Origin of the sequence: Limosilactobacillus reuteri subsp. reuteri, from assembly GCF_000016825.1 — a bacterium.
GTDB lineage: Bacteria > Bacillota > Bacilli > Lactobacillales > Lactobacillaceae > Limosilactobacillus > Limosilactobacillus reuteri.
Window position 1 is genome coordinate 1,328,972 of sequence record NC_009513.1, and the last position, 25,688, is coordinate 1,354,659.

Annotated in this window: 27 protein-coding genes, 1 tRNA gene, 1 pseudogene, 1 riboswitch and 1 other annotated feature; of the genes and pseudogenes, 7 read left to right on the forward strand and 22 right to left on the reverse strand. The window is 39.1% G+C overall.

The annotated features are described in order from the left end of the window. Positions 1–60: 60 nt before the first annotated feature. From LREU_RS06705 to LREU_RS06740, 8 genes are all read right to left on the reverse strand, one after another. On the reverse strand, positions 61–456 hold the full coding sequence (locus LREU_RS06705) for an ASCH domain-containing protein (protein WP_003668529.1): 396 nt from the start codon (positions 454–456) through the stop codon (positions 61–63). A 76-nt stretch (positions 457–532) separates the two neighbouring features. Then, positions 533–616, reverse strand: a tRNA-Leu gene (locus LREU_RS06710). A gap of 82 nt (positions 617–698) precedes the next feature. Further along, positions 699–977 carry a heavy metal-binding domain-containing protein gene (locus tag LREU_RS06715; protein WP_003664194.1) on the reverse strand — a complete coding sequence of 93 codons (279 nt, stop codon included), beginning with the start codon at positions 975–977 and terminating at the stop codon, positions 699–701. A 343-nt stretch (positions 978–1,320) separates the two neighbouring features. Continuing rightward, a complete protein-coding gene (locus LREU_RS06720; RefSeq protein WP_003668531.1) occupies positions 1,321–1,998 on the reverse strand; it encodes a CPBP family intramembrane glutamic endopeptidase in 678 nt (225 codons plus the stop codon). After that, positions 1,982–2,227 carry a hypothetical protein gene (locus LREU_RS06725; RefSeq protein ID WP_003668533.1) on the reverse strand — a complete coding sequence of 82 codons (246 nt, stop codon included), beginning with the start codon at positions 2,225–2,227 and terminating at the stop codon, positions 1,982–1,984. Before LREU_RS06725 ends, LREU_RS06720 begins: the two co-directional genes overlap by 17 nt. A 116-nt stretch (positions 2,228–2,343) precedes the next feature. After that, on the reverse strand, positions 2,344–3,267 hold the full coding sequence (gene rbsK, locus LREU_RS06730) for a ribokinase (protein WP_003668535.1): 924 nt from the start codon (positions 3,265–3,267) through the stop codon (positions 2,344–2,346). Between the two features lie 56 nt (positions 3,268–3,323). Beyond that, entirely contained in the window at positions 3,324–4,340 is a 1,017-nt protein-coding gene (gene rbsR / locus LREU_RS06735) for a ribose utilization transcriptional repressor RbsR (RefSeq protein WP_003668536.1), read from the reverse strand. Between the two features lie 81 nt (positions 4,341–4,421). Then, entirely contained in the window at positions 4,422–5,030 is a 609-nt protein-coding gene (locus LREU_RS06740) for a hypothetical protein (protein ID WP_003668538.1), read from the reverse strand. Positions 5,031–5,245: 215 nt separating this feature from the next. Here LREU_RS06740 and LREU_RS06745 point away from each other — a divergent pair, with 215 nt between their 5' ends. Beyond that, entirely contained in the window at positions 5,246–5,878 is a 633-nt protein-coding gene (locus tag LREU_RS06745) for a deoxynucleoside kinase (RefSeq protein ID WP_003664204.1), read from the forward strand. A 34-nt stretch (positions 5,879–5,912) separates the two neighbouring features. On the opposite strand, the gene LREU_RS06750 is transcribed toward LREU_RS06745, so the two are convergent. The 3 genes from LREU_RS06750 to pepV form a co-directional block, all read right to left on the reverse strand. After that, the gene (locus tag LREU_RS06750; protein ID WP_003668540.1) at positions 5,913–6,959 is read right to left on the reverse strand and encodes a glycoside hydrolase family 73 protein; all 1,047 of its coding nucleotides are present in this window, start codon (positions 6,957–6,959) and stop codon (positions 5,913–5,915) included. 89 nt (positions 6,960–7,048) lie between these two features. Then, a complete protein-coding gene (locus tag LREU_RS06755) occupies positions 7,049–7,561 on the reverse strand; it encodes a universal stress protein (RefSeq protein ID WP_003668541.1) in 513 nt (170 codons plus the stop codon). Positions 7,562–7,586: 25 nt separating this feature from the next. Next, positions 7,587–8,990 (reverse strand): dipeptidase PepV, encoded by a 1,404-nt coding sequence (pepV, locus tag LREU_RS06760; protein WP_003668542.1) that lies wholly within the window; start codon positions 8,988–8,990, stop codon positions 7,587–7,589. A gap of 88 nt (positions 8,991–9,078) precedes the next feature. Here pepV and LREU_RS06765 point away from each other — a divergent pair, with 88 nt between their 5' ends. Continuing rightward, complete coding sequence (locus LREU_RS06765) at positions 9,079–9,939, forward strand: NAD(P)H-hydrate dehydratase (RefSeq protein WP_003668543.1); 861 nt, start codon at positions 9,079–9,081, stop codon at positions 9,937–9,939. 63 nt (positions 9,940–10,002) lie between these two features. On the opposite strand, the gene LREU_RS06770 is transcribed toward LREU_RS06765, so the two are convergent. The 7 genes and pseudogenes from LREU_RS06770 to LREU_RS06800 form a co-directional block, all read right to left on the reverse strand. Further along, positions 10,003–11,652, reverse strand: coding sequence for a putative polysaccharide biosynthesis protein (locus LREU_RS06770; RefSeq protein ID WP_003673339.1), 1,650 nt, complete (start codon positions 11,650–11,652; stop codon positions 10,003–10,005). A 114-nt stretch (positions 11,653–11,766) separates the two neighbouring features. Next, positions 11,767–12,030 carry a type II toxin-antitoxin system HicB family antitoxin gene (locus LREU_RS06775; RefSeq protein WP_003668545.1) on the reverse strand — a complete coding sequence of 88 codons (264 nt, stop codon included), beginning with the start codon at positions 12,028–12,030 and terminating at the stop codon, positions 11,767–11,769. Between the two features lie 64 nt (positions 12,031–12,094). Beyond that, on the reverse strand, positions 12,095–14,515 hold the full coding sequence (gene leuS, locus LREU_RS06780; protein WP_003668546.1) for a leucine--tRNA ligase: 2,421 nt from the start codon (positions 14,513–14,515) through the stop codon (positions 12,095–12,097). Between the two features lie 60 nt (positions 14,516–14,575). Beyond that, positions 14,576–14,784: a binding site (T-box leader), on the reverse strand. 52 nt (positions 14,785–14,836) lie between these two features. After that, positions 14,837–16,024, reverse strand: a complete 1,188-nt coding sequence (metK, locus tag LREU_RS06785; protein ID WP_003668547.1) for a methionine adenosyltransferase — start codon at positions 16,022–16,024, stop codon at positions 14,837–14,839. Next, positions 16,022–16,134: riboswitch (SMK box riboswitch) on the reverse strand. Its footprint overlaps the gene before it by 3 nt. 50 nt (positions 16,135–16,184) lie before the next feature. After that, complete coding sequence (locus LREU_RS06790; protein WP_003668549.1) at positions 16,185–16,724, reverse strand: DNA-3-methyladenine glycosylase I; 540 nt, start codon at positions 16,722–16,724, stop codon at positions 16,185–16,187. Positions 16,725–16,749: 25 nt separating this feature from the next. Then, positions 16,750–16,944: pseudogene (locus tag LREU_RS06795) on the reverse strand (IS5/IS1182 family transposase); the annotation flags it as partial. 202 nt (positions 16,945–17,146) lie between these two features. Beyond that, on the reverse strand, positions 17,147–18,586 hold the full coding sequence (locus LREU_RS06800) for an MFS transporter (RefSeq protein WP_003668551.1): 1,440 nt from the start codon (positions 18,584–18,586) through the stop codon (positions 17,147–17,149). A gap of 123 nt (positions 18,587–18,709) precedes the next feature. Between LREU_RS06800 and LREU_RS06805 the strand changes: the two genes are divergently transcribed. Further along, complete coding sequence (locus LREU_RS06805; RefSeq protein ID WP_003675841.1) at positions 18,710–19,165, forward strand: Fur family transcriptional regulator; 456 nt, start codon at positions 18,710–18,712, stop codon at positions 19,163–19,165. 31 nt (positions 19,166–19,196) lie between these two features. On the opposite strand, the gene LREU_RS06810 is transcribed toward LREU_RS06805, so the two are convergent. Next, complete coding sequence (locus LREU_RS06810) at positions 19,197–20,543, reverse strand: amino acid permease (protein ID WP_003668553.1); 1,347 nt, start codon at positions 20,541–20,543, stop codon at positions 19,197–19,199. 90 nt (positions 20,544–20,633) lie between these two features. Between LREU_RS06810 and LREU_RS06815 the strand changes: the two genes are divergently transcribed. From LREU_RS06815 to LREU_RS06820, 3 genes are all read left to right on the forward strand, one after another. Next, entirely contained in the window at positions 20,634–21,245 is a 612-nt protein-coding gene (locus tag LREU_RS06815; protein WP_003668554.1) for a VanZ family protein, read from the forward strand. An 11-nt stretch (positions 21,246–21,256) separates the two neighbouring features. Next, positions 21,257–21,424, forward strand: coding sequence for a hypothetical protein (locus LREU_RS10480; protein WP_003664220.1), 168 nt, complete (start codon positions 21,257–21,259; stop codon positions 21,422–21,424). Positions 21,425–21,591: 167 nt separating this feature from the next. Beyond that, positions 21,592–22,116: an HdeD family acid-resistance protein gene (locus tag LREU_RS06820; RefSeq protein ID WP_003668555.1), complete on the forward strand. Its 525-nt coding sequence runs from the start codon at positions 21,592–21,594 to the stop codon at positions 22,114–22,116. Positions 22,117–22,139: 23 nt separating this feature from the next. On the opposite strand, the gene LREU_RS06825 is transcribed toward LREU_RS06820, so the two are convergent. The 3 genes from LREU_RS06825 to LREU_RS06835 all read right to left on the reverse strand — a co-directional run bounded on the left by LREU_RS06825 (position 22,140) and on the right by LREU_RS06835 (position 24,643). Beyond that, positions 22,140–22,583, reverse strand: a complete 444-nt coding sequence (locus tag LREU_RS06825; RefSeq protein ID WP_003668556.1) for a hypothetical protein — start codon at positions 22,581–22,583, stop codon at positions 22,140–22,142. Then, positions 22,583–24,085 carry a Y-family DNA polymerase gene (locus tag LREU_RS06830; RefSeq protein ID WP_003668557.1) on the reverse strand — a complete coding sequence of 501 codons (1,503 nt, stop codon included), beginning with the start codon at positions 24,083–24,085 and terminating at the stop codon, positions 22,583–22,585. The genes LREU_RS06825 and LREU_RS06830 overlap by 1 nt, the downstream gene beginning before the upstream one ends. Before the next feature lie 126 nt (positions 24,086–24,211). Beyond that, positions 24,212–24,643 (reverse strand): Hsp20/alpha crystallin family protein, encoded by a 432-nt coding sequence (locus LREU_RS06835; protein WP_003664225.1) that lies wholly within the window; start codon positions 24,641–24,643, stop codon positions 24,212–24,214. A gap of 132 nt (positions 24,644–24,775) precedes the next feature. On the opposite strand from LREU_RS06835, the gene LREU_RS06840 reads away from it, so the two are divergent. After that, positions 24,776–25,624, forward strand: coding sequence for an aldo/keto reductase (locus LREU_RS06840; RefSeq protein WP_003668559.1), 849 nt, complete (start codon positions 24,776–24,778; stop codon positions 25,622–25,624). The last annotated feature ends 64 nt before the right edge of the window (positions 25,625–25,688 follow it).

Genomic DNA, 25,688 nt, shown 5'->3' on the forward strand with positions numbered 1-25,688 from the left:
CTATTGCCCCTTCATTTTTTATTTTCTATCATAACGCATAAGTTAGTTGGTGAAAATATCTTAATAGATTAAGGGCGCAATCTTTTCCTGGTACCATTGTTCCCCAGCTTTTGAGAAAGGATTAGTAAACGGCGCAGGTTTAATCAAGCGGTCATCGACGTTAAACAATTTTAACTGTCCCTTAACTTTTAATGGTTCAATCCAATAAGAACCACCTTCCTCAAAGGGTGCAATCATCCATGCATAATATTTTTGTTCACCGTCATATCGTTCCTCAATTCCAGTGATCTTAGCAACACATAACGCGTGACCAACTACCGACCCACGTGTCTTCTTCGCACTATTGCAAATTAAGAGGTCACCACGATACTTAGTTGTCCATGTCCGATATTCCTCTGTTTTTGTGCCACTTAAGATTTCCATTCCATATTCGGGATGAATTGATAAAGCTTTCATCTTGCTCTTCCTTTGCAGTTTTATTTCAATATAAAGAAAAAAGCCCGGCAAATTAATGTTTACCGAGCTGTTATGATGCTTCAGGCAGGATTCGAACCTGTACATGGATAACCATACAACGACCTGAACGTTGCGCGTCTGCCAATTCCGCCACTGAAGCACTAACTATTTTGTAACATTATTAAGTATACCGAACTCATCAAAAATTACAAGTATTTTTATTGGCAATCCTCAATTTACTCTTATTTAACAAATTGAATCATTGTTCCATATGCGGTTAAGACCAAGAATTTTGGTGCAACCTGCATATTAGCAACATCCGTAGTAAAACGAACCCCAACAACACCATCTGCACCTTTTTCACTGGCCCGCCGCTTTAATTTTTCTTGAACATCACTAAATAATTGATCCATGGACTCAAATGAATCAATTGCTTCGGTAGGCATCGCCAAATGACTGGTGGCATTAACAATCCCTAAAATTCGGTGAGCTTGTGGAAATCCCTCGGTTGATAAAAACATCTTGCTATCCTCCTAAAATCACTACCACTTTAAAATAACAAAGAGGCCGGAACATTTCCAGCCTCTTTAGTTTATTGCGGAAAGAATCTGCTACTTTGCTAGAGAACTAATTATTAATTCATTTTGATTCTAACTTCCGCAAAGTCGCATTTATATCATCAACCTAGTGCACCCTGGTGACCTTATTACATAAATATTCAGTCTAAGATTTCATGTCACACTTATGTTGCTTCTAGCCTACTATTAATTTCTTCGGTGCTAGATTGATATAAGGGATCTTACCACTCTAATCTTTCCACACTTATAATGTACCACTATCTGTAAGCGATTTCAACGATTAACTTTAGACAATTTGAGCTAAGAGAACATACATCGCAATCGCATTATTAATCATATGAATCGCAATTGAATTTCGAATGTCGTCCGTTCGCAAATAAACATATGCCAAGACCATCCCCATATAAGCATACATCAAAAAGCTAATGGGGTTAGTACTCATATGTCCAGTAGAAAAGATTACCCCCGAGAGGATAACTTTCGGCCAAATGTTGCCACGCTTAAAGAACATATTTGTCAATGTACCACGAAAAATAAATTCTTCAGCAATTGGACTTAAAACAACTGCCGAGAAACAAAATACGATCGTGATCACTTGATTATGGCCAAGCATACTTCCCAATGCCGCGTTATTAGCTGTCTCAGTTTGATGATAGATAAGTTGGTTGAGGTAGCTAAGGACATCCATTCCCAAAATAATTGCTAGGTACCCACCGATAATCCAACCAACCTTTATTCCCGCTGGCTGCCCTAATTGGTTATAAGCTTCATATGTCCGGTGTGCCCACCAAATAATCGCTAACATTAAACCGATGAATAAGGCCATAAATCCGTCCACAATAAGCTGATTGGTTTTTGAATAACGTAAAGCAAAATTAACTGCCATCGGGGGAACTTCAATTGCAATTAGCATCAGTGCAATTAAAATCACCTTAGATGTCCACTGTTTAATTACTTTTATCATTATTTTTCTCTTCCTTTGCCCGTTTCTCACGCATTCGTTGGATACTCCACCGGGTAGAAATTTTTGTCACAATGATATTTGCAACTACGAAACCAATTACCCAGAGAAGGTACATCACCCAACCAGAAATATAATTTTCAGCAGTCAACCATACTAAAAGCGCAAAGATGATAAACGGCGGAATGACCACCTTAAGAATAAATTCTGCTTTCACAAAGAAAACCTCCATTATTATTTGTCCAACAGTTTACTAAATCAACATGTAAAGTGCAAGGGTACTAAGAAGGCTGAGAAAAGTTTTCGCTTTCCTCAGCCTCACCATTTTTAATTTATATTTAACTAAACCTAGTTATTCTTTGATGCAGCAACTACTTCGTCATAAGTAGGAATTGATGGTAATGCACCAAGCTTTTGAACAGCTAATGAACTTGCCCGTTGAGCGTAAACAATTGCCTTTTCGATGTTGCTCATATCAGGCTTTAATTGGGATGAAAGAGCACCAATGAATGTATCACCAGCGGCAGTAGTATCAACAGCATTAACCTTAAAGGCAGGAATGAAGTTGTAACCATCTTGAGTACAGTAGAAGGCACCTTTTGCTCCAACAGTAATAATTAAATTACGGACACCCATTTGAGCAAACTTAGCAGCTGACATAAGCATTGAAGTTTCGTCTGTAATAATAATCCCTGTTAAAGCAGCACTTTCTGTTTCATTTGGAATGATTAAGTCAGTTAACTTCAATAGGTCAGGGTTAATTTCATGAGCAGGAGCAGGATTCAAGATTGTCTTTACACCATTTTCCTTTGCAATTTGGAATGCCCGTAAAGTAGCTTCTTGTGGTGTTTCAAATTGAGCAATGACAAAATCGGCAGCAGCAATTTGATCGCGAGCATCTTCAACTTCCTTAACGCTTAATTGTTGGTTTGCTCCTCCGTATACTAAGATACTGTTTTGGCCGCTTTCATCAAGTAAGATGGCTGCAGATCCAGTACCTGCTTGATCGTCAACATGGATCCCAGTTGTGTCGACGTTGTTATTCTTGAGGTCATTGATCATCATCTTACCACCAGCGTCATCACCAACTTGACCAACAAATGCTGTTTCAGCGCCTGAACGTGCAGCAGCAACAGCTTGGTTTGCACCTTTTCCCCCGGCAGCATTAGTTTTACTTAAAGCGGCAATTGTTTCCCCAGGTAATGGCATCCGCTTAACCTTCATTGTTGTATCAACATTTAAACTACCTACAATTGTTACATGATTTGTCATTTGTTTATTTCCTCCTTAAACAATTGGCATCTAATTGATAATATCATCATACCATATTATTTTGGACGATAGGAACTTGTACTATCTCGTTTAATTAATTTTACCGGAAAGTTTTGCACACGGGCTTCAGCACTACTATGACTAATCTGTTCAATGAGCATTTTAGTAGCTCCCGCACCGAGGTTAAAAATAGGCTGTTGCACCGTAGTTAATCGGGGATAAACATAATCATCCCAGTAGATGTTATCATAACCAATCACAGAAATATCTTCAGGAACCTTAACGTCTAATTCATGTAGCCCCCGCAACAATCCAATTGCCATTTCATCATTTGCCGCGAAAACAGCAGAGGCACCAGTTGCTAAAACATCTTTTACCGCTTTATATCCGCCATCCTTTGTCAAGGGTGCCCGAATAACATCGTGAATCGGATCTAGGCTTAGATTATTTTCTTTAATAATATTTTTAAATCCATTCATTCGGTGATTTAAGTTTTCAGTAGGATTATCAGAAGTAAGAACGGCAATATGTTTGTGACCAAGTTCAATGAGGTGCTTAGCCGCAATTTGACCACCAAGGTAATCATTGGTTTGTACCCGGTCACCCTCCTGCGTATGATTCTGGTCAAATAAAATATAAGGAATTTCATTAAAGGAGATAACCTCTTTAATTGTCTCAGTAGTCATCGTTGCACTAGCAATTACTAATCCACTAATTGATCGTTCAATCATCTGGGAAAGGTAATATTTTTCCAGCTTTGGGTCACGGTTGGCACTAAAGACAAGCGGAATAAATTCTGCTTCACGAGCAATACTCTGTACCCCTTCAACAAAAGTACCAAAAAACGGGTTGGCAATATTAGGAACTAGTACCCCAATTGTCTTGGCGCTCTTTAAAATTAAGTTACGAGCATTAAAATCAGGAACGTATTTATACTTATCCCGTAATGCCAAAACTCGTTCTTGAGTTGCTGTACTGAATCGATCACCTTTATTATTTAAAATTTGCGAAACAGTGGTTACAGAAACACCAGCTTCTTTTGCTAAATCACGAATTGTTATTTTCTTTTTCATGGCTGTTCAACCTCTTTAGTAAACAGTTTTATCTAGTTAATAATATTTAACTAATTTAAACTATCTCAACTCATATTGCAATCACATTTCATTAAAAATATCATTAAAAATCTGTTTCCCGGTTGCCATTTGAGTCCCACGAACGCGGAGGTAATCAATCTTAGCTCGCAAAATATCATATTCCCACAATGAAGATAGGTCATGGTCATTATAGTAATGAATTGTTACCTTAATGGGCGTAAGATCAGTAATTATCCCTGTAAAATCATCACTCCCCTTATACTTTTCAGTGCCAATCACAACTGGAAGGCGGTTTTCATAAGAATCATTGAGAAGGTTTGACAATAGGTTCCCTTGAGTAATTTCTGGATGGTTATCGATAAACTTTTGCACTTGCCAAATATCAAAATAATTGTAATCATGGGCAACTTTAGTCTTTTCAGAAACCGTCATTAGATAATCACTGTGACGTTCCGTATAAAGGATGCTCTTAATCCGAATAGCAATTAGTCCGTTGATTTTACCGTCCCAGTCAATACTGATCATTAAGCAAAATACCGGGTCGAGGGCAACCACAAATCCGACATTAAAATAATCGTCATTTGGCAAGTTATGAACCTCAATCAACGTTCCCTGTTGCTTAGCCATTGTTAATTGAACGCGATTCTCACTTTCACTTTCTTTTCTCATCTTTACTTCCTTACTATTAATTTTTCACATGATTAGATTTTTAAAATTTAATCACATCTCTATTCTTATTATAATCGCTAACAATGTGGATGTGATAACTTTTACCACGATAAGTTAAATCTAGGAACCACCAAATATTGTAAAATTAGGTGTGTCATTCCACAATATTTTGTAGTAAGATATTTTTTGTGACAAAAAAGTAAAGAGGGGCCATTATGGTGATTATTACAGCAGGGATGATTGGTGTCGGTAAAACAACTTTAACTGGGAAGATTGCCGAACACTTACATACAAAAGCATTTTTTGAACCAGTCGGAGAAAATCCAGTTTTACCACTGTATTATAAAAATCCAAAACAGTACGGCTTTTTACTCCAAATTTATTTTTTAAACAAGCGTTTCTCAATGATTAAACAAGCCCTTACTGATGATAACAATGTGCTCGACCGTTCTATTTACGAAGATGCCTTGTTTACACGAGAAAATAACGCCGAGGGAAACATCACTGATACTGAATTAGAAGTATACTTAAAGCTTCTCGACAACATGATGAGTGACCTCCAACAGTTACCTAAGCGCGCACCAGATTTAATGGTTTATTCTGAAACTGATTTTGAAACCATCTTATACCGAATTAAAAAGCGCGGACGGGATTACGAGCAAATTGATACTAATCCAGAGTTAAAGGATTACTATTACAAGATGTGGAGTGCCTACAAGCAATGGTACAAGGATTACGATGCTAGTCCAAAAATGAAAATTGATTTAGAGCGTTATGATCTTGAAGATCCTAAGAACGTTGATGCGGTCTTAGCAATGATTGATGAACGGTTGAAGTCATTACGCTAAATAATTGATAAGAGCATGATTAGAGGTTTGCCTTTTAATCATGCTCTTTCCTTTTCTTCAACAAACGACGAAACATTTCAATCGTTCCTGCCGTCCCTACTCCACCAAGCAAAGGAACATATTGAGGGATATTAACATCGTTCTTTCGCGCTTGAACGGGATGTTTGACAACAATTGGCATCGCCTCACTCTCCTCTTTCCTATCTGTCATTGGAATAGGATTAGCCCGTTCATTGCTGGTGTTAACTTGATCATCGTATTTAGTAAGTTGGTAAGTATCAATCAGCTGATTTAGCTTCCGATCATACTCGGGATCTGTTGCATATCTTCCGCAAAGTGCCCGCGTAGCTTCACGATAATTTTTGGTATTTTGACGATGAACTCCTTGATAAAGTGGGGCTTCTAATGTTTGCGCATAATCTCTCAATGCTTCATATTCACTTGCATACTGGCGAAAATTACTAACGACCTGAAACTTATGTCCTTGTTCGTCATATTCAGTCGTGGGTTGAGCAACTGTTTGCCGGGCAAAATAACCCTTAACCCCAAAAAGATTATTATTAGGCGCCTTTCCCAACGTACTGCATCCCCAGTCGCTCTCTAAGGCTGCTTGCGCAATAATAAGTGATGGATACAAATCATATTCCCGACCAATTTGTTGAGCAGCTGGGGCTATTCGATTAATAAATCGTGCTTGGACTGCGGATGGTTGTTGAGGTTGATAAACCTGCTCATCTTCTTTACCTTCTAGCAGCTGCCTTTGTTCAGCAGAGTTTTCAGTTGAAGATTGAATAGTTTCATGCTCTGGCGCTTCCTCTGTACCTGTCAAAGCATTATTTTGCTCATTTTCCTTTGCTTGAGCAGCATTTTCATATTCTGTTAAATAAGCATCAATATATTCTTCATCATGATTAACTAAGGCCTCTTCATCAATCGGCTTTGCACGTTTCACATCTTCATTTGCATCAAATTGTGCTTGTTGGATAGCGTCCGCTTTAATCGGTTGCCCATTAAGACTTGTTAAAACAATTAATGCACTCGTAATAGCACGGCGGTTTAACACAATAAAACACTCCTTCATAATGTCCTATAGTATATATACGTGAAAATTATGAATTTGCATTTTTAAACTAGAAAAGACTAGAAGAAAATTCCCCTAGTCTTTATGCTTTACATTTCAGGATATGTCGTTTCCTTAATATCCAACTTTTGATTCTTCAAATTTGTCTTAACAACGGTAACGTCACATGGTGCTTCACGAATAGTATAAGCAGCCGTTGAACCAACAAGCAGACGACCGACAACATTTAATCCGGTTGCGCCAATAATGATTAAATCAATATCATTTTCTTTTGGATAACGTTCTGCAAGTTCAACCTTAGCGTTACCAACTTTTACATCAGTTTCAACATCTTTTATTCCAGCAGCTTCTGCTTTTTTCTTGTAGTCAGCTAATTTCTTTTGCATTGTTTCAATTGCTGAATCATAAATGCTATGACTAACAAAGCCGTATCCACCAGGACCAGTACTTGGATAACGTTCACCATTGATAATACTTAATAAGTACAATTTAGCATCATTGGTCTTAGCAGTGTCAACCGCTTTTTCAAAAGCCATATCAGCTTGCTTTGAACCATCAACACCAACAAGAATATTTTGATAACTCATTCTTGACACCTCCATTTTGTATCCTTATTTTAGCACAAAATTAATCAGTAACGAGATTATTAATTGCCTCCATGTAAATCGCCATCGATGTAATTAAATCTTTAACAGGTTGATATTCATTAGCCTGATGCATTGTATTTGGCGTATGTGGCATTAAAGCACCAAAGGCAACGCCCCGCTTCATCAAACGACCATAAGTTCCACCACCAACGACTTCTGGTTTTGCGTCTGTATCTCCAGTTTGGTCAATATAAGCTTGCATCAATGTCTTAACGATTGGATCATCTGGATCAACATAATGTGGAGCTTGAGATGGACCTTGTGTAACTTTAATTTGTAATTTGTCGGCAATCGCCTTTACAGTATCCTCTAGCTTATCTGGTGTCACACCTTTAGGGAAGCGGAAGTTCATGTCAATGTGGCCACCCTTGTCCGCATCAAAGTTTAAAATTCCGGCGTTCATAGTTAATTCACCCATTACCGGATCAGTGTAAGCACCATTAAAGCCATCCATCCGCGTATCTAAATGAAGATAATCAGCTAAGAATTCAATGAAGCTCTTTGCGCCTCCACCAAAGTCATATCGATTTAAGAACTTTGCAAGGTAGGTTGCTGCATTGATTCCCTTTTCTGGTTCCATTCCATGCGCAGCTTTTCCGATGACAGTAATCTTAAGCCCCTTATCTGTTGATTCAATATTACCTTCAACCGGGTTTTCTTCAATAAAGTGGCCAAAATCATTAGTAACTTCTTGAGGGTTATCCGTCCGCATGAGGGCAACTGCTTCCCGCGGTACCATGTTGAAACGTAAGCCAGATTCAAAACTAACTAGTTGTGTTGAGGCATCCCCATTGCCAGCAGGGACATCAAGCAAGAGCGATACTTGACCCTTTTCACCGTTAATTACTGGGAATTCCGCATCTGGTGAAAAACCAAATGTTGGGGCTGGCTCAACTTCAAAGTAACGGTGCATTCCAGTCCAGTTACTTTCTTCATCAGTTCCAACGATAAAACGAACTTTCTTGTTAAACTTTACGCCTTGATCTTTCAAATACTTCAAGGCATAGTAAGCGGCCATTCCAGGTCCCTTATCATCAGAAGCACCACGACCATATAAGTTGCCATCCTTGATAACTGGGTCAAATGGATCCGTATCCCAACCCTTACCAGCAGGCATTACGTCAAGATGGGCTAAAATAGCAAGTGTTTCATCGCCTTCACCCCATTCAGCATACCCAACAAGGTTATCGATGTTCTTTACTTTAAAACCGTCTTGTTCTGCCATCTCTAAAAATGCTTTTAGCGCTTGCGCAGGACGAGGGCCAAGCGGGTATTCATCTGTTGCCGCCGAATCATCACGGACACTGGGGATCTTCATTAATGCTACGAGATCATTTAAATAATTTTCTTTTTGCGCCTCTGCGGCTTTCATCCAATCAGTCAAGATTAATCCCTCCAAAATATTCTACTTTGACTAATTTTAATGATACCATTAAATTGTCTATTAAATAAAATAATAAGGAGTCTTAACTGTGAAAAAACTTACTGACCAAATCTTAAAGGATGTTATTACTCCCCGTCCTGAAAACAGTTTTAAAGGTACTTTTGGGAAAGTTACTCTTATCGGCGGCAATCGTAATTTTGGTGGCGCAATCATCATGGCATCAACCGCGGCCGTCTGTGCTGGTGCTGGGCTTGTAACAACTGCTACTGATGAAATCAACGCTAGTGCCCTCCATGCGCAGTTGCCAGAAGCAATGTTCGCTGATTTTACTGATGATGCCCTAGTCGCTGACCTTACCCAAGCTGCTACCAGTGTGGTCGTTGGGCCAGGCCTCGGAAATGATGGAACAAGTTTACGAATTTTGAAAAATGTTTTTGCTCATACGACCGAGAAACAAAATGTGATCATTGATGGATCTGCAATTACTCTTATGGCGATGGAAAAGCTTGAACAGCCACAAGGAAATATCATTTATACTCCACATGAAATGGAATGGCAACGACTCTCTGGAATCAAGATTGGCGATCAAACTGAAGATAAGAACAAGGCAGCTCAAGAAAAACTCGGTGCTACCGTTGTCTTAAAGAAGCACCACACAGAAATTTATACTGATGACCAAGTATATCAGTTGCCAATCGGTACCCCCGCCCAAGCAGTTGGTGGAATGGGTGATACTCTTGCCGGGATGGTGGGAGGCTTCACTGCTGAATTTAATGAAAAGGCAGATAAGGCCGTCCTCGCTGCAGTTTATGCGCACAGTGCGATTGCGGAAAAGATCGCCGAAAGCCAGTATATCGTTCTCCCTCACCAAATTAGTCGTGCTCTCCCAGCCTTCATGAAAAAGATGGAAGGGATGGATGAAGACCACCATATTGGATTTTTGAATTAAGAATTTAAGGATATTAAAAAGGTTCAGAGCAAATCCTCACTCTGAACCTTTTTGTGTGCATTGTTATTTAATGTGTAAAATCGTTCGTAATCTTGCTACTCGTGGTCCCAATAGCTGGTCGGCTAATCGTGACTTTAAGCAGAGATAGAGATAAATTCCTGCTCCGACTATTACTCCCGGAATCAAGGAGAAGAAAGCAGTGTAGCGCCCATATGGACTAACAAAATGGCCAATGATTAACATTACAATCTTTGTCCCAGCAAACATCACTAAGGAGTAAGCTAAAATCTGGTTAGTTGGCAGGGCCATCTTATCAAAACGTAGGTGGAATTCCATATTAAAGGAATGCAAGATCAAATAGTTAATCACAAACATTGAAATCCCAGTTGAAACCAGTGGTCCTAATCCTTCAAAGATCCAAATACATGGGAACTGGAGGATAAATTTAATTACGATTCCGATGGCTAAGAACATCATCATCTTCTTATTCTCAGAAATTCCCTGCATCATTGCTGCGGCTACAGTATACAAGCCTAACATGATCGAAATGTAAGCTGCAAATTGCAGTACTACGACCCCTGCCGCATCATAACGGTAAAAGACGGTGTAGATTTGCTGAGCAACCGCGGATAATCCAAGAGCTGCCGGAATCATCACAAAATAGAATAACAAGAGAACGTTTTGAATCTGTTTTCGCATATCCTCTTGATCGTTCTGAGCCCGGGCTGTCGCAAGCAACGGAATAACTGTTGCAGCTAATGCAGAAGCTAATGAAATAACAATCATGTAAAGCTTATTGGCATTAAACGCGAATAAGGCATAAGTAACATCCATCTGGTACTTAGTAAAGTGACCAACTAATGGCATCATCCGCTTAAAAGTGTATTGGTCAATTAATTGGAAAATCGTTACCCCTGATTCAATAATGATGAACGGAATTGACTGATAAATAATCTTAAAAATTAATGTTTGGGTTGAAACTTCAGTATTTATTTCACCATGTGCCACCAAGTCATTCATTTCACGTTGATGACGCATCCAGGCAATTCCCAAGACAATTACTGCACCAATTGCCCCGATAAAGGCCGCAAAGGTTGATTGGGAAACGGCGCTAACCCAATTACCATTTTGAATCTTCATGATGAAATAAGTAGCCGCCAGCATATAAATAACTCGGAAAAGCTGTTCAACAAATTGCGAAATTGCTGATGGTGCCATCCAGTTATATCCTTGTAAAAATCCTCGGGTAATCGACATCCCTGGGATAATCAAAATAGCCCAAGCTAACGAGCGGATAACCGGAATCATATTTGGATCTCCGTTATCCATTAAACGAGCCCCAAACATCATCACTGTCGTACAAATTACACCCATTGCCATTGCAACGTACATTCCAGAATGATACAGTCGGCGACTAACGCCATACTGGTTTATTCCGTTATAATGCGCGACCATTTTAGAAATTGCAGAAGGAATTCCCGCCGTTGCAATCACTAAAAACATATTATAAATATTGTACCCTTGAGCATATAAGGCATTCGCTTCATTACTGTAAGCTCCTAACCATGTAACCCATGGAATAATGTACAGCGCCCCTAAGATCCGCGAAGTAATACTACCAGCTGTCATCCAAGCTGATCCTGTAATCATTTTTGTTCGCGAATCTTTTTTAACTGCGGTGCTGCTCAAATCATTTACTTTATTTTCTTCCATGATTTGTTGCAATCCTACCTTTTTTATTTTAATCGAGTTTACACAATCTTAATCATTTTATCGTGAATAAAAAGCTGGTGCAATTCGATTTACCGTTTTTAATATTTCTTTAACCTAGTATTGTTCCAAATCAACAGTTACCATTTTAATGATTTGATCTGGATGTTGTTGCTTTAACGTCTCTAATGAGCTTACGGCTGGGGCATCTTCAAAGTGGCCGAGTTTATCATTAAGGGTAATCGCTAAGCCCAATTTAGCAAAATCCATCGCCTCATCCATTGTTTTCCCCTGAGTAAATGCTTCCGGCAAATCTGGAAAATCAACTTGAATTTCATTATCTTTCGGGGTAAAAATTGCTGGATAACTCACTATTTCCATAATTTATATCTCCTCAAATAAAAAGAAGCAGGAAAACATAGATTCCCTGCCCTTTATTAATTTACTATTTTGCAACGATGTTAACGATCTTGTTAGGGACAACAATGACTTTTTTAATATCCTTGCCATCAGTAAACTTCTTAACATGTTCGTTTGCTAAAGCAAGTTGTTGTGCTTCATCGCGGTCAGTATCCTTGGCCATCTTAATCTTAGCCCGTACCTTACCGTTAACCTGAACGATCATTTCAACTTCATCTTCAACTAAAGCTTTTGGATCGTAAGTTGGCCATGGTTGGTAAGTGATTGTATCACTCTCACCAAATTGACTCCAGAGTTCTTCAGCCATGTGCGGCATGATTGGTGCAATCATCTTTACAAAGCCTTTCATGTATTCAACTGGTAAATCATCAACCTTGTAGGCTTCGTTTACAAAGACCATCAATTGAGAAATAGCCGTATTGAAGTGCATCCGTTCGTAGTCTTCGGTAACCTTCTTAACAGTTTGATTGTAAACCTTGGTAAGCTTACCATCATTGAAAGTGGATACCCGGTCACGGAGGTGGTTATTATCATCCATCAACAACCGCCATACACGTTGAACCCACTTATTAGCACCATGAAGTCCTTTTTCATCCCAAGGTACCGATTCTTCAAGTGGTCCCATGAACATTTCGTAAAGACGTAAAGTATCAGCCCCATATTGGTCAACAATGTCATCAGGGTTAACAACATTACCTTTGGACTTCGACATCTTTTCATGGTTTGAACCAAGAATCATCCCCTGGTTAACAAGCTTCATGAATGGTTCTTTAGTTGGTACGAGACCGAGGTCATAAAGAACCTTATGCCAGAATCGAGCATAGAGCAAGTGAAGAACAGCGTGTTCAGCTCCACCAACATAGAGATCAACTGGTGACCAGTAATCCAGGGCTTCTTTTGAGGCAAATTCCTCGTCATTATGAGGATCAGTGTACCGAAGCCAGTACCATGATGAACCAGCCCATTGTGGCATGGTGTTAGTCTCACGAAGACCATGACGACCATTTTCGTCATAAACGTTAACCCAATCTTCAACATTTGCTAATGGACTTTCACCAGTTCCTGATGGTTCAATGTTATCAGTCTTTGGCAATTCAAGTGGAAGTTCATCTTCTGGAACTAATGAGGTTGTCCCATCATCCCAGTGGATAACTGGAATTGGTTCACCCCAGTAACGTTGCCGACTGAAGATCCAGTCACGAAGACGGTAGTTAACCTTCTTGTGCCCAGCATCGTGTTCTTCAAGCCAATCGATCATCTTTTGCTTTGCATCAGCAATGTTTAAACCATCAAGGAAGCCAGAATTAATGTGTTTACCATCGCCATCAAAAGCACCTTCTGAAATATCTGCACCTTCAATAATAGGCTTGATTGGCAAGTTAAACTTAGTAGCAAAGTCATAATCCCGTTGATCACCGGAAGGAACAGCCATTACTGCTCCGGTTCCGTAAGAGGCAAGCACGTAATCACTGATCCAAATTGGCAGTTTTTCACCGTTAACTGGATTAATGACGTAAGAACCAGTAAATACCCCGGTCTTATCCTTATTTAAATCAGTCCGTTCAAGGTCAGACCGCCGTGATGCTTCTTCCTTGTACTTTTCAACTTCCGCCTTGTGTTCTGGCGTCGTCAATTGATCTACTAATTCTTGTTCGGGAGCAAGAACAACATAAGAAGCACCAAAGAGCGTATCTGCCCGCGTCGTAAATACTTCAATCTTAGTATCTTCATCCCCCACAACTGGGAAAAATACTGAAGCACCTTCTGAACGACCGATCCAGTTACGTTGCATTTCCTTAACGCTTTCTGGCCAGTCAACAAGGTCAAGGTCATCAATCAAACGGTCCGCATAAGCAGTAATCTTTAAAACCCATTGACGCATTGGCTTACGGTAGACGGGGTAACCACCACGTTTAGTCTTGCCGTCTTCAACCTCTTCGTTGGCAACAACTGTTCCACCCATAAAATCAGGGGCCCAGTTAACCATAATTTCACTTTCGTAAGCAAGCCCCTTCTTGTAGAGCTGTTCAAAAATCCATTGAGTCCACTTGTAGAACTTAGGATCAGTCGTATTTACTTCGCGGTCCCAGTCATATGAGAACCCAAGTGATTGGATTTGGTCACGGAAATGGTCAATATTTTTGTTCGTAAAGTCCTTAGGGTTGTGGCCGGTCTTTAATGCATATTGTTCGGCTGGTAAACCGAATGCATCCCACCCCATTGGATGTAATACATTAAATCCTTGCATCCGTTTCATCCGTGACATTACATCCGTAGCGGTATAACCTTCTGGGTGACCAACGTGGAGTCCTTGACCAGATGGATATGGGAACATGTCTAGTGCATAGTATTTCTTTTGGTCCTTATTAAGGTCGGCCTTGAAAGTCTCATTCTTCTTCCAAAACTTTTGCCACTTTTTTTCAATCGTCTTATGATCGTAAGCCATATTTTCTACTCCTTATTCTGATTTTGATGATCGTAATAAAAAAGTCCCGTAGAAATCAATCTACGAGACGAAATAACTCCGCGGTACCACCCGTTTTCCATGGAATCCATGGCGCTTAAGACCTTAACGCGGTAAACGTCATTACCTACTAAAATTCAGTAATAATCACATTTAGATGAGTTCGTAAATGACCAGTCTCCTGTTCACACCACCACAGGATCTCTGCTGACCTCGTCAAATACTACTATTTCTATTACGATCAAATATTTAACGCTTATTTTAACAACCACTGTTAATGATTGCAAGTGTGTAACTAAATTATTAGCCTAAAATTTCTTTTAATTCGTCAACTTTATCAAGGTGTTCCCATGGTAAGTCCACATCAGTCCGGCCAAAGTGACCATAAGCAGCAGTTTGCTTGTAAATTGGCCGCTTCAAGTCGAGCATTTCAATAATTCCAGCTGGACGTAAATCAAATGCTTTTCGAACAGCGGCAATTAATTCTTCTTCTGAACGGGTACCAGTACCATAAGTATTAATCATGATTGATACTGGTTCTGCGACACCGATGGCATAAGCAACTTGAATCTCGGCCTTCTTAGCATAACCAGCTGCGACAATGTTTTTAGCAATATAACGCGCAGCATAACTAGCAGAACGGTCAACCTTAGTAGCATCCTTTCCAGAAAAGGCTCCACCACCGTGATGAGCAGCCCCACCATAAGTATCAACAATAATCTTCCGTCCCGTTAAACCGGCATCCCCTTGCGGTCCACCGATTACAAACCGACCTGTTGGATTAATGAAGTACTTAGTTTGGTCATCAAGGTACTCAGCTGGAATGACAGCTTCAATCACTTGTTCTTTAATATCCTTTTTAATTTGATCAAGTGAAACCTCTGGATCATGCTGGGTACTTAAAACAACGGTGTCAACACGTAATGGCTTGTCATTCTCATCGTATTCTACGGTTACTTCGGCCTTTGCATCTGGACGAAGGTAAGAGATAACGCCATCCTTACGTAGTTGAGCAATCTTACGCATTAACTTATGGCTTAAAACCAATGTTAATGGCATATATTCAGGTGTTTCGTCAGTAGCGTAACCAAACATCAATCCTTGGTCACCGGCACCAATCTTATCAAGCGGATCAGCTTCACCTTCACGCGTTTCTAAGGAGTCATCAACCCCTTGCGCAATGTCTGGTGATTGTTCATCAATCGCAGTGATAACAGCACAGTTATCAGCATCGAAACCGTACTTGCCATCTGTATAACCGATCTTACGAATTGTGTCCCGCACAATCTGTTGGATATTAACGTAGGCCTTAGTAGAAACTTCACCAAAGACTAATACTAGTCCAGTAGTAACTGAGGTTTCAACTGCAACCCGTGAATCAGGATCCTTCTTAAGCAATTCATCTAAGATCGCGTCACTGATTTGGTCAGCAATCTTATCTGGATGTCCTTCTGATACTGATTCGGATGTAAATAAATGTCGTTCTGCCATTTTCTAATTCCCCCATATTCTATTGAAACTTTCAAATAGTTTGTAGTTGCGGTTACAAGGCATCTTCACGTTCAGACGTGAATCCTATCGGGAATTGCTTTATAACGAGAATAATCTTAGCATAATTGTTAACCAACAATCAATGTTAATCCAGACATTCTTACTTCAAACGGGCATTGACCATCCCTACCGCTGTCATGAAAGAGTAAATAATTGTCGGACCAACAAATTTAAATCCATCCCTCCGCATTTGCTTAGCTATTTCTTCCGAAGCAGGTGTTTTAGGAGCTAATTCAACATCGGTAGTTAACCCCAAGTCTTGTGGCTGATCATCAACAAAGTGCCACACATAATTATCAAACGTCTTTCCCGTTTTCAGTAATCTTAAAATCACTTGTGCATTATTAATTACTGCTACTATTTTACGACGATTACGAATAATAGTTTCATCCTCACATAATCGATTAATATCTTCATCGGTAAAGGATGCCACTTTTTCAATATTAAAGTTCGCAAATGCCCGATTAAATGCTTCTCGTCGCCGCCAGATTGTTTGCCAAGTTAAACCGGCCTGAAATAATTCTAAAGAAAGCATTGCAAATAACTGCTGGTCATCATGAACTGGAAATCCCCAGTAGTGATCATAATAGTTTTGCATTTCCAGTGTCGAATTTGCCCATTGTGGTCGTTTAAGTGTCATTATTAATACCTCTTTTTTGATTTTAAAATAATAGAATCTTAAGCATAATTGCCGGATGCGATGAAGGGCGGCCGGTAGCCGCTCCTGAATCTTCTAATAGCACATCTTGTGGAATCGAGTCGACAAAATCACTAATTAGTCGCGCAACATGATTCTGTGGTAAATCATAGTTATAGTTTAGTACGAATTCGGTTTGCCCTATGGTATAATTTTGATACATGGAAATCGCTCCCTTTGGTTGTTTTTAGGGGTAATTACATCATATCAGGAACGATTTCCTGTGTACATAAAAACCGGATAATGAATTGTTTGAACAATTCATCATCCGGTTTTTATTTTGGACTAGGAGTTTTTTCCCAGCCTCGGTTTTTATTTTGGACTAGGAGTTTTTTCTCCTCCCTATTTTATATACGAATTTTTGGTTATTTTGTACTTTTTTCTTTATTAGTATTTTTTAGCATAAATGCTAGTATGAGCCCAATCAATTCAGTGATGATCATGCCGATAAATACCAAATGATAGCCGTGAAGGGAAGCAACTTGCGCCGAACTTTCCCGTTGAAGTGCATTTGTAGTAGCAACCGTTAAAATCAGTGTTGAAATAGTAACGCCCGCGGAACCGAGAACTTGCCGGACAGTTGTTATTACGGCTGTTCCGTGGGGGACTAATTCATCAGGTAAGGCATTTGCTCCCAGTGTAACAGCTGGCATCATTACAAAGGCATTGCCACCCTCAATTACCATTGCGCAAAGGATCATTCCCAATAAGCTGAGGTGATTAAGGACGATTAATCCAGCAACCCAGCCAATGATAATCATAAACATTCCTACCAGCATTGTCGGTTTAAACCCAATTTTATCAGCTAATTTTCCTGACAAAGGATTCAGGATACTAAGAAAAGCAGCGCCAGGCACTAGGGCCATCCCAGAAACAAATGGACTAACTTTTAATACTCCCTGATAATAAAGGGGGAAAATAATTGTCGTTACAATTAAGGCAATATATGAAATCGACGTTAAAAGAATTGCTAAATCATAATTAAAAGTCTTCAATACCCGTAATTCCAATAGCGGGTGTTTGAGACGAAGCTGTCGAATACAGAACCAGATAACCGCAATAATACTAACGATAAAGATCCCTGCATTTATTCCCCATGCAGGATTCTTTTTTCCGGTTTGGTCAACAACGTACATAATCCCAATTAATCCAACTAGTAAGATTACTGATAGCCAATCAAGGTTTGTTTCATGCCGTTCCATTACGTCTTGGATCAATCCGCTAGCAGCCATTAAAATAATTATGGAAATAACAAGCATGAAGAGGATAAAAAGGCTCTTCCAGCTAAAGAACTTTAGTACAATTCCTGAAACAATCGGTCCACAGGCAAGGGCGGATCCCATTACCAAACCAGCAATTCCCATTGTTGATCCCCGCTCTTCTTTAGGCGTAATCTCAAGCAAAACGGTTTGATATGATGGAAATAAAACTCCAACAGCAAATGCTTCCATGGCCCGTCCAATCATCATAAACCAGAAGCCATTAATTCCCCAAGATGCGGGGGTTAAAACAATCATCAAGGATCCAATATCAAATAGTCCCAGTGCTCCAATGAACATTGTCTTAAAACTCATATTATTGAGCATCCACGGGCTAATTGGCATGCTGACACACATTACGAGCATAAAACCAGTTGTCAGCCATTGAACGGTTGATGCTGAAATCCCAAAAGCATTCATTAAGGTTGGATAGGCGGTTGACAACGATGATTGACTAATTGACATCGTAAAGGTACCAACTAATAAAGTAAAAATAAACCAAAAGCGACTATATCTTTTTCCATTACGTGCGATACTTTGATCCATATCACTCTCTCCCTCTTTAGAATAATTATTATCTGACTGTTAATTATTATATGTTTTGAATTAGTGAATGTAAATGTTATAATATCATTAGATTATAATTATTTTAAGAAAGGGGACGACATTATGGCAGAAGCAGAATTTGATCGAGCTCTTGATCATCTCCGTGAAAACAAGGTCCGTCTTACTCCCCAACGGAAAACCATCTTAAATTACTTAATCAATCATCATACTCATCCAAGCGTTGAAATGATTTATGATGATCTTAAAGACTCAGTTGCCAATATCAGCATGGCAACTGTATACAATACCCTAAAGCTCTTCGTTGATTACAATCTCGTAATTGAGTTAAAAAATGGTGATGGTAGTACCCACTTTGACTATTTCGGCCATCCGCATTATCATGTCGTCTGCGATAATTGTGGTAAGATTTCTGATGTTTTTGATGAGCATTTTACTGAAATCACGAAAGAATTAACGGTTATGACTCATGAAAAGACTGGCTACCTAGTTACAGGAAATAACATCGAAGTCCATGGCATTTGTCCCGAGTGTCAACGTAAATTACATTTGAATCGTTAGTAAAAAATTCCCCGAGTTTTCGGGGAATTTTTTATGCTTTCTTTTGTGTTAATGAAGCAACGGCAAGAATTGCAAACCAAGCTAAAGTTAGTATAAGCGCAATTAAAGTTTGTTTCTCCATACATAAAACAATTAGCACAATAAAAAGAAAAACTAAAATAACATAGTCAGTAAAAGGTGCGCCTGGCATCTTAAAAGTCCTTGATTGCGGATGCTGACGAATATATTTTAAATGCGCCAAGATGATAGCAGCCCACACAAAGAGAAAACTCGTGGTAGCAATACTGGAAACAAAAGTAAAAACTCCTTCTGGTATTACTAAGTTTAAGATAGCGGCAATTCCAATAACAACTGCAGAAATAATAACCGCTGTTGCAGGCACCGACCGTTTAGATAAGCGACTAATCTTACGGATAACAGGCCGGTGAGCAGTAGAGGTTAACTCAGCCAGCATCCGACCAGTTGTATATAGAGAACTGTTACAAGCAGAAGCCGCAGCAGTAATTACTACAAAATTAACGATACTAGCAGCCCCCGGAAGACCGATGTCGCGAAAAACAAGGACAAATGGACTATTGCTTGGTGAAAGTTTACTCCACGGATAAATGCACATAATGACAGCCAAAGCACCGATATAAAAAAGCATAATTCGAACGGGAATGCCATTAATCGCCTTAGGAATAACAACTTTAGGTTTTTCTGCCTCAGCGGCTGTCACCCCTACCATTTCAATTCCAACAAAGGCAAATACTACCATTTGAAAAGAAAGCATGAAGCCCTTTGTCCCGGTAGCAAAAAAGCCCCCATCATTAACTAAATTAGCAGGAGTAGCGAGATAGCCGCTTGCCGAATGAAAATGAAGTAAAACTAAAATGACACCAACAGCAATTAAAATAACAATTGCCAAAATTTTAATAAGGGCAAACCAAAATTCGAGCTCACCAAACGTACTAACAGTCATTAGATTTAATCCCAGTAAAATTAGCAGAGTTACTAATCCAGGTAACCATTGCGGAACTTGAGGAAACCATAGTTGAAAATATAAGCCAATGGCGGTAACTTCGGCCATTGCCAATGCTAGCCAACACACCCAATAAGCCCAGCCCATTACAAAACTCACGCGATTACCAAGATAATCACGAATCGCATCCATAAACGAATGATAATGTAAGTCGGAAAGAAGCAACTCTCCCAGGGCCCGCATAATTCCAAAACAAATAATCCCAGTAATTAAATATGCTAAAAGGATTGCTGGACCAGCAGCGTGAATTGCCTTTCCCGATCCGAGAAATAATCCCGTCCCAATTGTTCCACCAAGTGCCATTAATTGAATATGACGACTTTTAAGTTTACGTGTAAATTCTTGTTTTTCTGCCATGATCCTCTCTCTTCCTCAATAATTGAAGTTTTATTAATCCTAGTTAGGTTTACTAGTCATTACTAAAAAAATCAACTATGATATATAACATTGAAAACTTATTGTATACCATTTTTCGTAGAAGGAGAAATCACATTGCATGCATTAGTTCACTGGATCCCATTTTTTATTTATTTCTTTGCAGGATCTGTTCTCGTCACTCATAATCACCTTTGGGAAAAATTCCCTAACTTCGGCCAGCACATTACAATTGCAACCTTTTTTATCTACTTAACTGCAATCGACTGGCTCTGCTTAACTCCTTCAATGTTTAATTTTAGTTCTGCTAATAAACTTTTATTTTACTTTCATAGCGTACCATTTAATATCATCCCCCTCCAAGGACTCAGCCAAGAATTCTTCTTAAACATTGTGATGACTTTGCCGCTAGGAGTTTATCTTTATTTAATTAATCACCAAATGCCCTTCAGTCGTGCTATTCTCTACGGCTTTTTCTTCAGCTTATTTATCGAGTGTAACCAATTTGTTTGCGACCTTCTTTTCCATATTGGAAGGGTTGCCGATGTGGATGATTTGATTAGCAATACCATCGGAACTACAATTGGTTTTGCAGTAATGATCATACTTGATCAAACGATTTTTCATCAAGTTATTAAACAATTTATGCTAGTGGGTGGAAAATCTGATAAACTGAATAACTGAGGTGGTAAAAGATGATTACAAATGAACAAAGAGCGCACGATATTGCTCTTACCTTACTACAATCACGAGCAAAAGATCTAAAGCCAATCGAAGCGTATCATGAATATGTTAATTCATTATTACCAATCTTAAAGGAGATTGATAAGGACTTTCCCAACGGTATTAAAGAGCACCTTTAATTTCCCGGGAAATTACGACAAAAGCCGGAAGAAAAAACTTTTTTCCGGCTTTTACTATTTCAACTTATATATTGTCATAACTACTTTGTTGAGATTTCCTTTCTTCTTGTTTTATCAACCTATTTGAACTATGATATTAATGATTTTATTTTTAGGGAGGTTTTTCAATGTTTGAAGAAACTAAAAAGGGCTTTGACTGGTTTAGCCTAATTGTTGGAGTCTTATTTATCATTGCCGGAATTGCATCATTCACGCGGCCAGATAAAACCCTTCACTTCTTAGCCATTGTTGCCGGAATTGCTTTTATTTTCCGCGGAATTTATGAATTATGGTTCCGTCAACGAATCGGTCGAATCTTAGGAGAATCCTCAGGTTGGTTAATTTTTTCTGCAATTTTAGATATCATTTTAGGAATTATTTTTCTTTTCCAACCAAGCTTTGGGGTACTCTTCATTGCTATCATCTTCGCTATCTGGTTTATCCTTGACTCTATCACTGAGTTGATCAGTGCTAAGTTTTTCAAGGAATTCCATCGCGGATACTACTGGTTCATTATAATTCTGGCAATTTTGAGCTTGGTCTTAGGAGTTATTCTTTTATTTAGCCCATTACTTTCCGCTATTACAGTGGTATGGTTAGTTTCAACATTCTTGATTGTTTTCGGAATCATGAAACTTATTCAAGCATTTTAACATATACCTTATATTAAAAGAGATCAGTTTTGCTGATCTCTTTTAATTTTACGAATATTTTGAATTATAAGCCTTGTTCCATCATCAAATATTAAGTGGTGAGCATGGTGATCAATTCGTTTTAATTGCCCCGTGTATTCTTCATAAAAACCAGTCTTACCATTAAAGAATTCAACTTTTATTAGCGGATGTGATCGGCCCCGTTCAATCATGGCAAGTTGGACTCTAATTCGATGCCTCATCTCAGCTGTGGGATAAGTTTTATGACCATACTTTTCCCCTACCTTTGCTAATAATTGATGGTAGCCGGTCAAGGCCGCAAAAGGAGAAAACTGCGCAGCGCGATCTTCGGTGGTCATTGGCGTATGAGCTTGAGAAACATGCCGAGGGGTATTGATGATATCACGATACTTTGAGGTATCACTAAACAAGCTTTTTTCTATTTTCAACAAATCTTCATTTTCCATTATGCTTGGTGCCCTCCAATCTGATTATTTCTTTCCAAAAGAGTAGCACCTTTTTTCAAATCCGCCGCTCGAATAATGGCGTTTTTACCGTACTCATTTTGCAAATCAAGGACAAGCCTTTGTAGTTTTTGATCTTTTTCTTGAACCTTGGAACGACTCTTATGTTTTTTCGTTGAGTCCGTAAATAAATCTAACTGCTCATTATAATTCGCCAATCGGGCAAGTCGTGGTGAAAGAAGGTTGTTCGCTATTACCGTAATTTTACGAGCTGTCAATCGCCGATCAAGGTCAGAATCACATAACTTCATAAATGCCTCCATCAATTCTGTCCCAGATGAAGTCGGTAAGGAAAGATTAGCTTTTCCGTGCATTGGCTTTGGCGCCTGGCGTCCATAGAAGTCTGTCACTAATGGTCCTTGGTAATCCTCCGATATATTAGAAACATCATAGGCGACCCTTAAAGCTACTTGATCAGTTACTAAGTTTTGCTTGGTTAACTGGAGAGCTAATGAATTAACCATCTCTTGAATCACTAACCGGGTTTCTGTAAAGTTATAAGGTCGAGGCAACACCTGCCCAGAATACACCCCATGATCTGATGAATGATAATTTTTGATATCTTTAATGGTGGCTGACTCATATCCCCACGCATGGTCAATAATGATTTCCGCATTTTTTCCAAATTCGCGGTATAATACTTCTTCATTCATTGGATCAGATAACTTTCCCAAAGAACAACGAGCAATATCTCCCATTGTATGAAGACCTAGCTTTTTTAGTCGTCGTGCATATCCAGGGCCAATTCGCCAAAAGTCTGTTAGTGGCTGATGCGCCCAAAGGTAACGGCGGAAAGTATGTTCATTCATCTGTGCAATCCGGACCCCGTCTTCATCCCCTGGAATCCGTTTAGCTACTATATCCATCGCTACTTTCGCTAAGAAAAGATTGGTCCCAATTCCTGCAGTTGCAGTAATCTGGGTCTCTGCTTTGATCGTTTGGATGATTTCCTTAGCTAAAGAACGGGCACTAACATGATATTCATTAAGATAATCAGTAATATCCATCATTACCTCATCAATAGAATAAACGTGGATCTTTTCTGGTGGTAAATAGCGTAAATAAATTTCATAGATGGCGACACTTTTTTCAAGATAAAAATTCATTCGTGGGCGCGCGATCTTATAACCAATTTTAAGTTCTGGTGATTTTAATAGTTCATCCCGGTAAATTGAAACAACTGGTGATAATCGCTGGTGAGACATTTCTTTGGCACGACGATTATTCAAGTACGCTACCCGTTGTTCCACCTCATACAATCGCGGACGACCAGAAACGCCAAACTTTTTTAAAGCTGGTGAGACGGCGAGACAAATAGTCTTACTAGTTCGCGATTCATCGGCAACTACGAGGTTAGCGTTTAAAGGATCGAGCCCACACTCAGTACATTCGACCGAAGCATAGAATGATTTTAAATCGATTGCCATATATGTTCGCCCCATCATAAGAATACCTCCATCGCTTCAATAAATACTATTATATCTTCAATCAAACATATGTTCAAGAAACGAATGAAAAATAAAGGGTTGCAGAAAGTAATTTTCCACAACTCTTTACTCAGCTTAATTTAATTATTCAATATCAATATGGTTTTCGTCGTCATCCGTCTCATCCATCTTAGGAAGAGTAATTGTCAAAACACCATTCTTATATTGAGCCTTGATATCCTTCTTATTTACATCCGGCAAACGATATTGCCGACTCATTTGGCCATACCGACGCTCAGAATGCAAAACATTGCCATCCTTGTCACCATCATCATCAAAAGTGTCCCGATGACCAGTAACTGTCAAAATATCATTAGCATAATTAATGTGAATATCCTTCTTATCAAATCCAGGCATGTCAATCTTTACGGTATAATTCTTGTCATCTTCTGTAACATCTGTCTTCATGTGATCAGCCACCGGAGTTAGGTTAGAGAAGAAATCATCGTTCATCCAGTTACGCATGTTCATCAAACTATCAAATAAATTATTACGGTTTTGTAATTCATTAGCCATAAAGAATGCTTCCTTTCTTTCTTATTCATTGTCTATGTTAAACGCTTTCAGCTAAAATGCAATTAATATGCTAGGGACCATTGACTAAAAAGAATATAATAGAAGTAGGAAAATTGAAAGGAGCCGTGCAAGATGAAAAAAGTCACAATCAATAATGTTTCAATGCCCGCAATTGGAATCGGAACATGGAATATAGGAAATTCCCTCGTCAACCGGTCCACAGAAATTAAAGCAATTCAAACTGCAATTGACGCTGGCGCACAAGCTATTGATACTGCGGAAATGTATGGCGATGGTCGTTCTGAAGCGCTTGTCGCTGAGGCCATCAAACCATATAACCGGGAAAAGCTATTCTTAATTGATAAAGTTCTTCCTTCAAATGCCAGCAAAACAAAACTTGAGCATAGTTTAGGCCAAAGCTTAGAAGCCGTAGGAACAGACTATTTTGACCTTTACCTTTTGCACTGGCGGGGTGGGATCCCGTTGGCAGAAACAGTCAATGAATTAGAACGAGTTAAAAAGGCAGGAAAAATTAAGGCATGGGGGGTCTCAAACTTCGATGTCAGTGATCTTGAAGAATTATGGCGCCTAAAAAATGGCACTAATTGCGTCGCTAATGAGGATCTCTATAATCTCGATAGTCGGGGAATTGAATTTGACCTTCTTCCCTTAATGAAACAACATCAGCTCCCATTAATAGCTTATTCCCCGCTTGCACAGGGTGACAGCCTATCTGGAAAGTTAACCGATAATTCGCTACTAAAAGAAATTGCCGCAAATCACCATGCAACTGTCAGCCAGATTATGCTTGCGTGGGTTTTAAGAATTGGAAATGTCCTTGCCATTCCAAAGAGCAGCAGTCCAAAACATGCTGAAGAAAATGTTGCAGCTGGTAATATTGAACTAAGTGATGATGAGTTACTTGCTTTACAAAAAGAATTCCCATCACCAACTAAAAAAGAGCCCCTCGCAGTAATTTAAGAGTTGTAATGGGATGTAATAAAGCTAAAAAGCAAACTACAATTTTGCATTTCACAAAGTTGCA

Bases quoted from the DNA above. Each gene is read 5' to 3' on its own strand.
- LREU_RS06820 (WP_003668555.1), top strand. From the start codon at position 21,592: ATGTTTGAAGAAACTAAAAAGGGCTTTGACTGGTTTAGCCTAATTGTT.
- LREU_RS06725 (WP_003668533.1), bottom strand. From the start codon at position 2,227: ATGGAGGTTTTCTTTGTGAAAGCAGAATTTATTCTTAAGGTGGTCATT.
- LREU_RS06740 (WP_003668538.1), bottom strand. From the start codon at position 5,030: ATGAGAAAAGAAAGTGAAAGTGAGAATCGCGTTCAATTAACAATGGCT.
- LREU_RS06750 (WP_003668540.1), bottom strand. From the start codon at position 6,959: ATGAAGGAGTGTTTTATTGTGTTAAACCGCCGTGCTATTACGAGTGCA.
- LREU_RS06805 (WP_003675841.1), top strand. From the start codon at position 18,710: ATGGCAGAAGCAGAATTTGATCGAGCTCTTGATCATCTCCGTGAAAAC.
- LREU_RS06840 (WP_003668559.1), top strand. From the start codon at position 24,776: ATGAAAAAAGTCACAATCAATAATGTTTCAATGCCCGCAATTGGAATC.
- LREU_RS06830 (WP_003668557.1), bottom strand. From the start codon at position 24,085: ATGATGGGGCGAACATATATGGCAATCGATTTAAAATCATTCTATGCT.
- LREU_RS10480 (WP_003664220.1), top strand. From the start codon at position 21,257: ATGATTACAAATGAACAAAGAGCGCACGATATTGCTCTTACCTTACTA.
- LREU_RS06835 (WP_003664225.1), bottom strand. From the start codon at position 24,643: ATGGCTAATGAATTACAAAACCGTAATAATTTATTTGATAGTTTGATG.
- rbsR (WP_003668536.1), bottom strand. From the start codon at position 4,340: ATGAAAAAGAAAATAACAATTCGTGATTTAGCAAAAGAAGCTGGTGTT.
- leuS (WP_003668546.1), bottom strand. From the start codon at position 14,515: ATGGCTTACGATCATAAGACGATTGAAAAAAAGTGGCAAAAGTTTTGG.
- LREU_RS06705 (WP_003668529.1), bottom strand. From the start codon at position 456: ATGAAAGCTTTATCAATTCATCCCGAATATGGAATGGAAATCTTAAGT.
- LREU_RS06755 (WP_003668541.1), bottom strand. From the start codon at position 7,561: ATGGAGGTGTCAAGAATGAGTTATCAAAATATTCTTGTTGGTGTTGAT.
- metK (WP_003668547.1), bottom strand. From the start codon at position 16,024: ATGGCAGAACGACATTTATTTACATCCGAATCAGTATCAGAAGGACAT.
- LREU_RS06810 (WP_003668553.1), bottom strand. From the start codon at position 20,543: ATGGCAGAAAAACAAGAATTTACACGTAAACTTAAAAGTCGTCATATT.
- LREU_RS06720 (WP_003668531.1), bottom strand. From the start codon at position 1,998: ATGATAAAAGTAATTAAACAGTGGACATCTAAGGTGATTTTAATTGCA.
- LREU_RS06790 (WP_003668549.1), bottom strand. From the start codon at position 16,724: ATGACACTTAAACGACCACAATGGGCAAATTCGACACTGGAAATGCAA.
- LREU_RS06825 (WP_003668556.1), bottom strand. From the start codon at position 22,583: ATGGAAAATGAAGATTTGTTGAAAATAGAAAAAAGCTTGTTTAGTGAT.
- LREU_RS06770 (WP_003673339.1), bottom strand. From the start codon at position 11,652: ATGGAAGAAAATAAAGTAAATGATTTGAGCAGCACCGCAGTTAAAAAA.
- LREU_RS06745 (WP_003664204.1), top strand. From the start codon at position 5,246: ATGGTGATTATTACAGCAGGGATGATTGGTGTCGGTAAAACAACTTTA.
- LREU_RS06800 (WP_003668551.1), bottom strand. From the start codon at position 18,586: ATGGATCAAAGTATCGCACGTAATGGAAAAAGATATAGTCGCTTTTGG.
- LREU_RS06715 (WP_003664194.1), bottom strand. From the start codon at position 977: ATGTTTTTATCAACCGAGGGATTTCCACAAGCTCACCGAATTTTAGGG.
- rbsK (WP_003668535.1), bottom strand. From the start codon at position 3,267: ATGACAAATCATGTAACAATTGTAGGTAGTTTAAATGTTGATACAACA.
- LREU_RS06775 (WP_003668545.1), bottom strand. From the start codon at position 12,030: ATGGAAATAGTGAGTTATCCAGCAATTTTTACCCCGAAAGATAATGAA.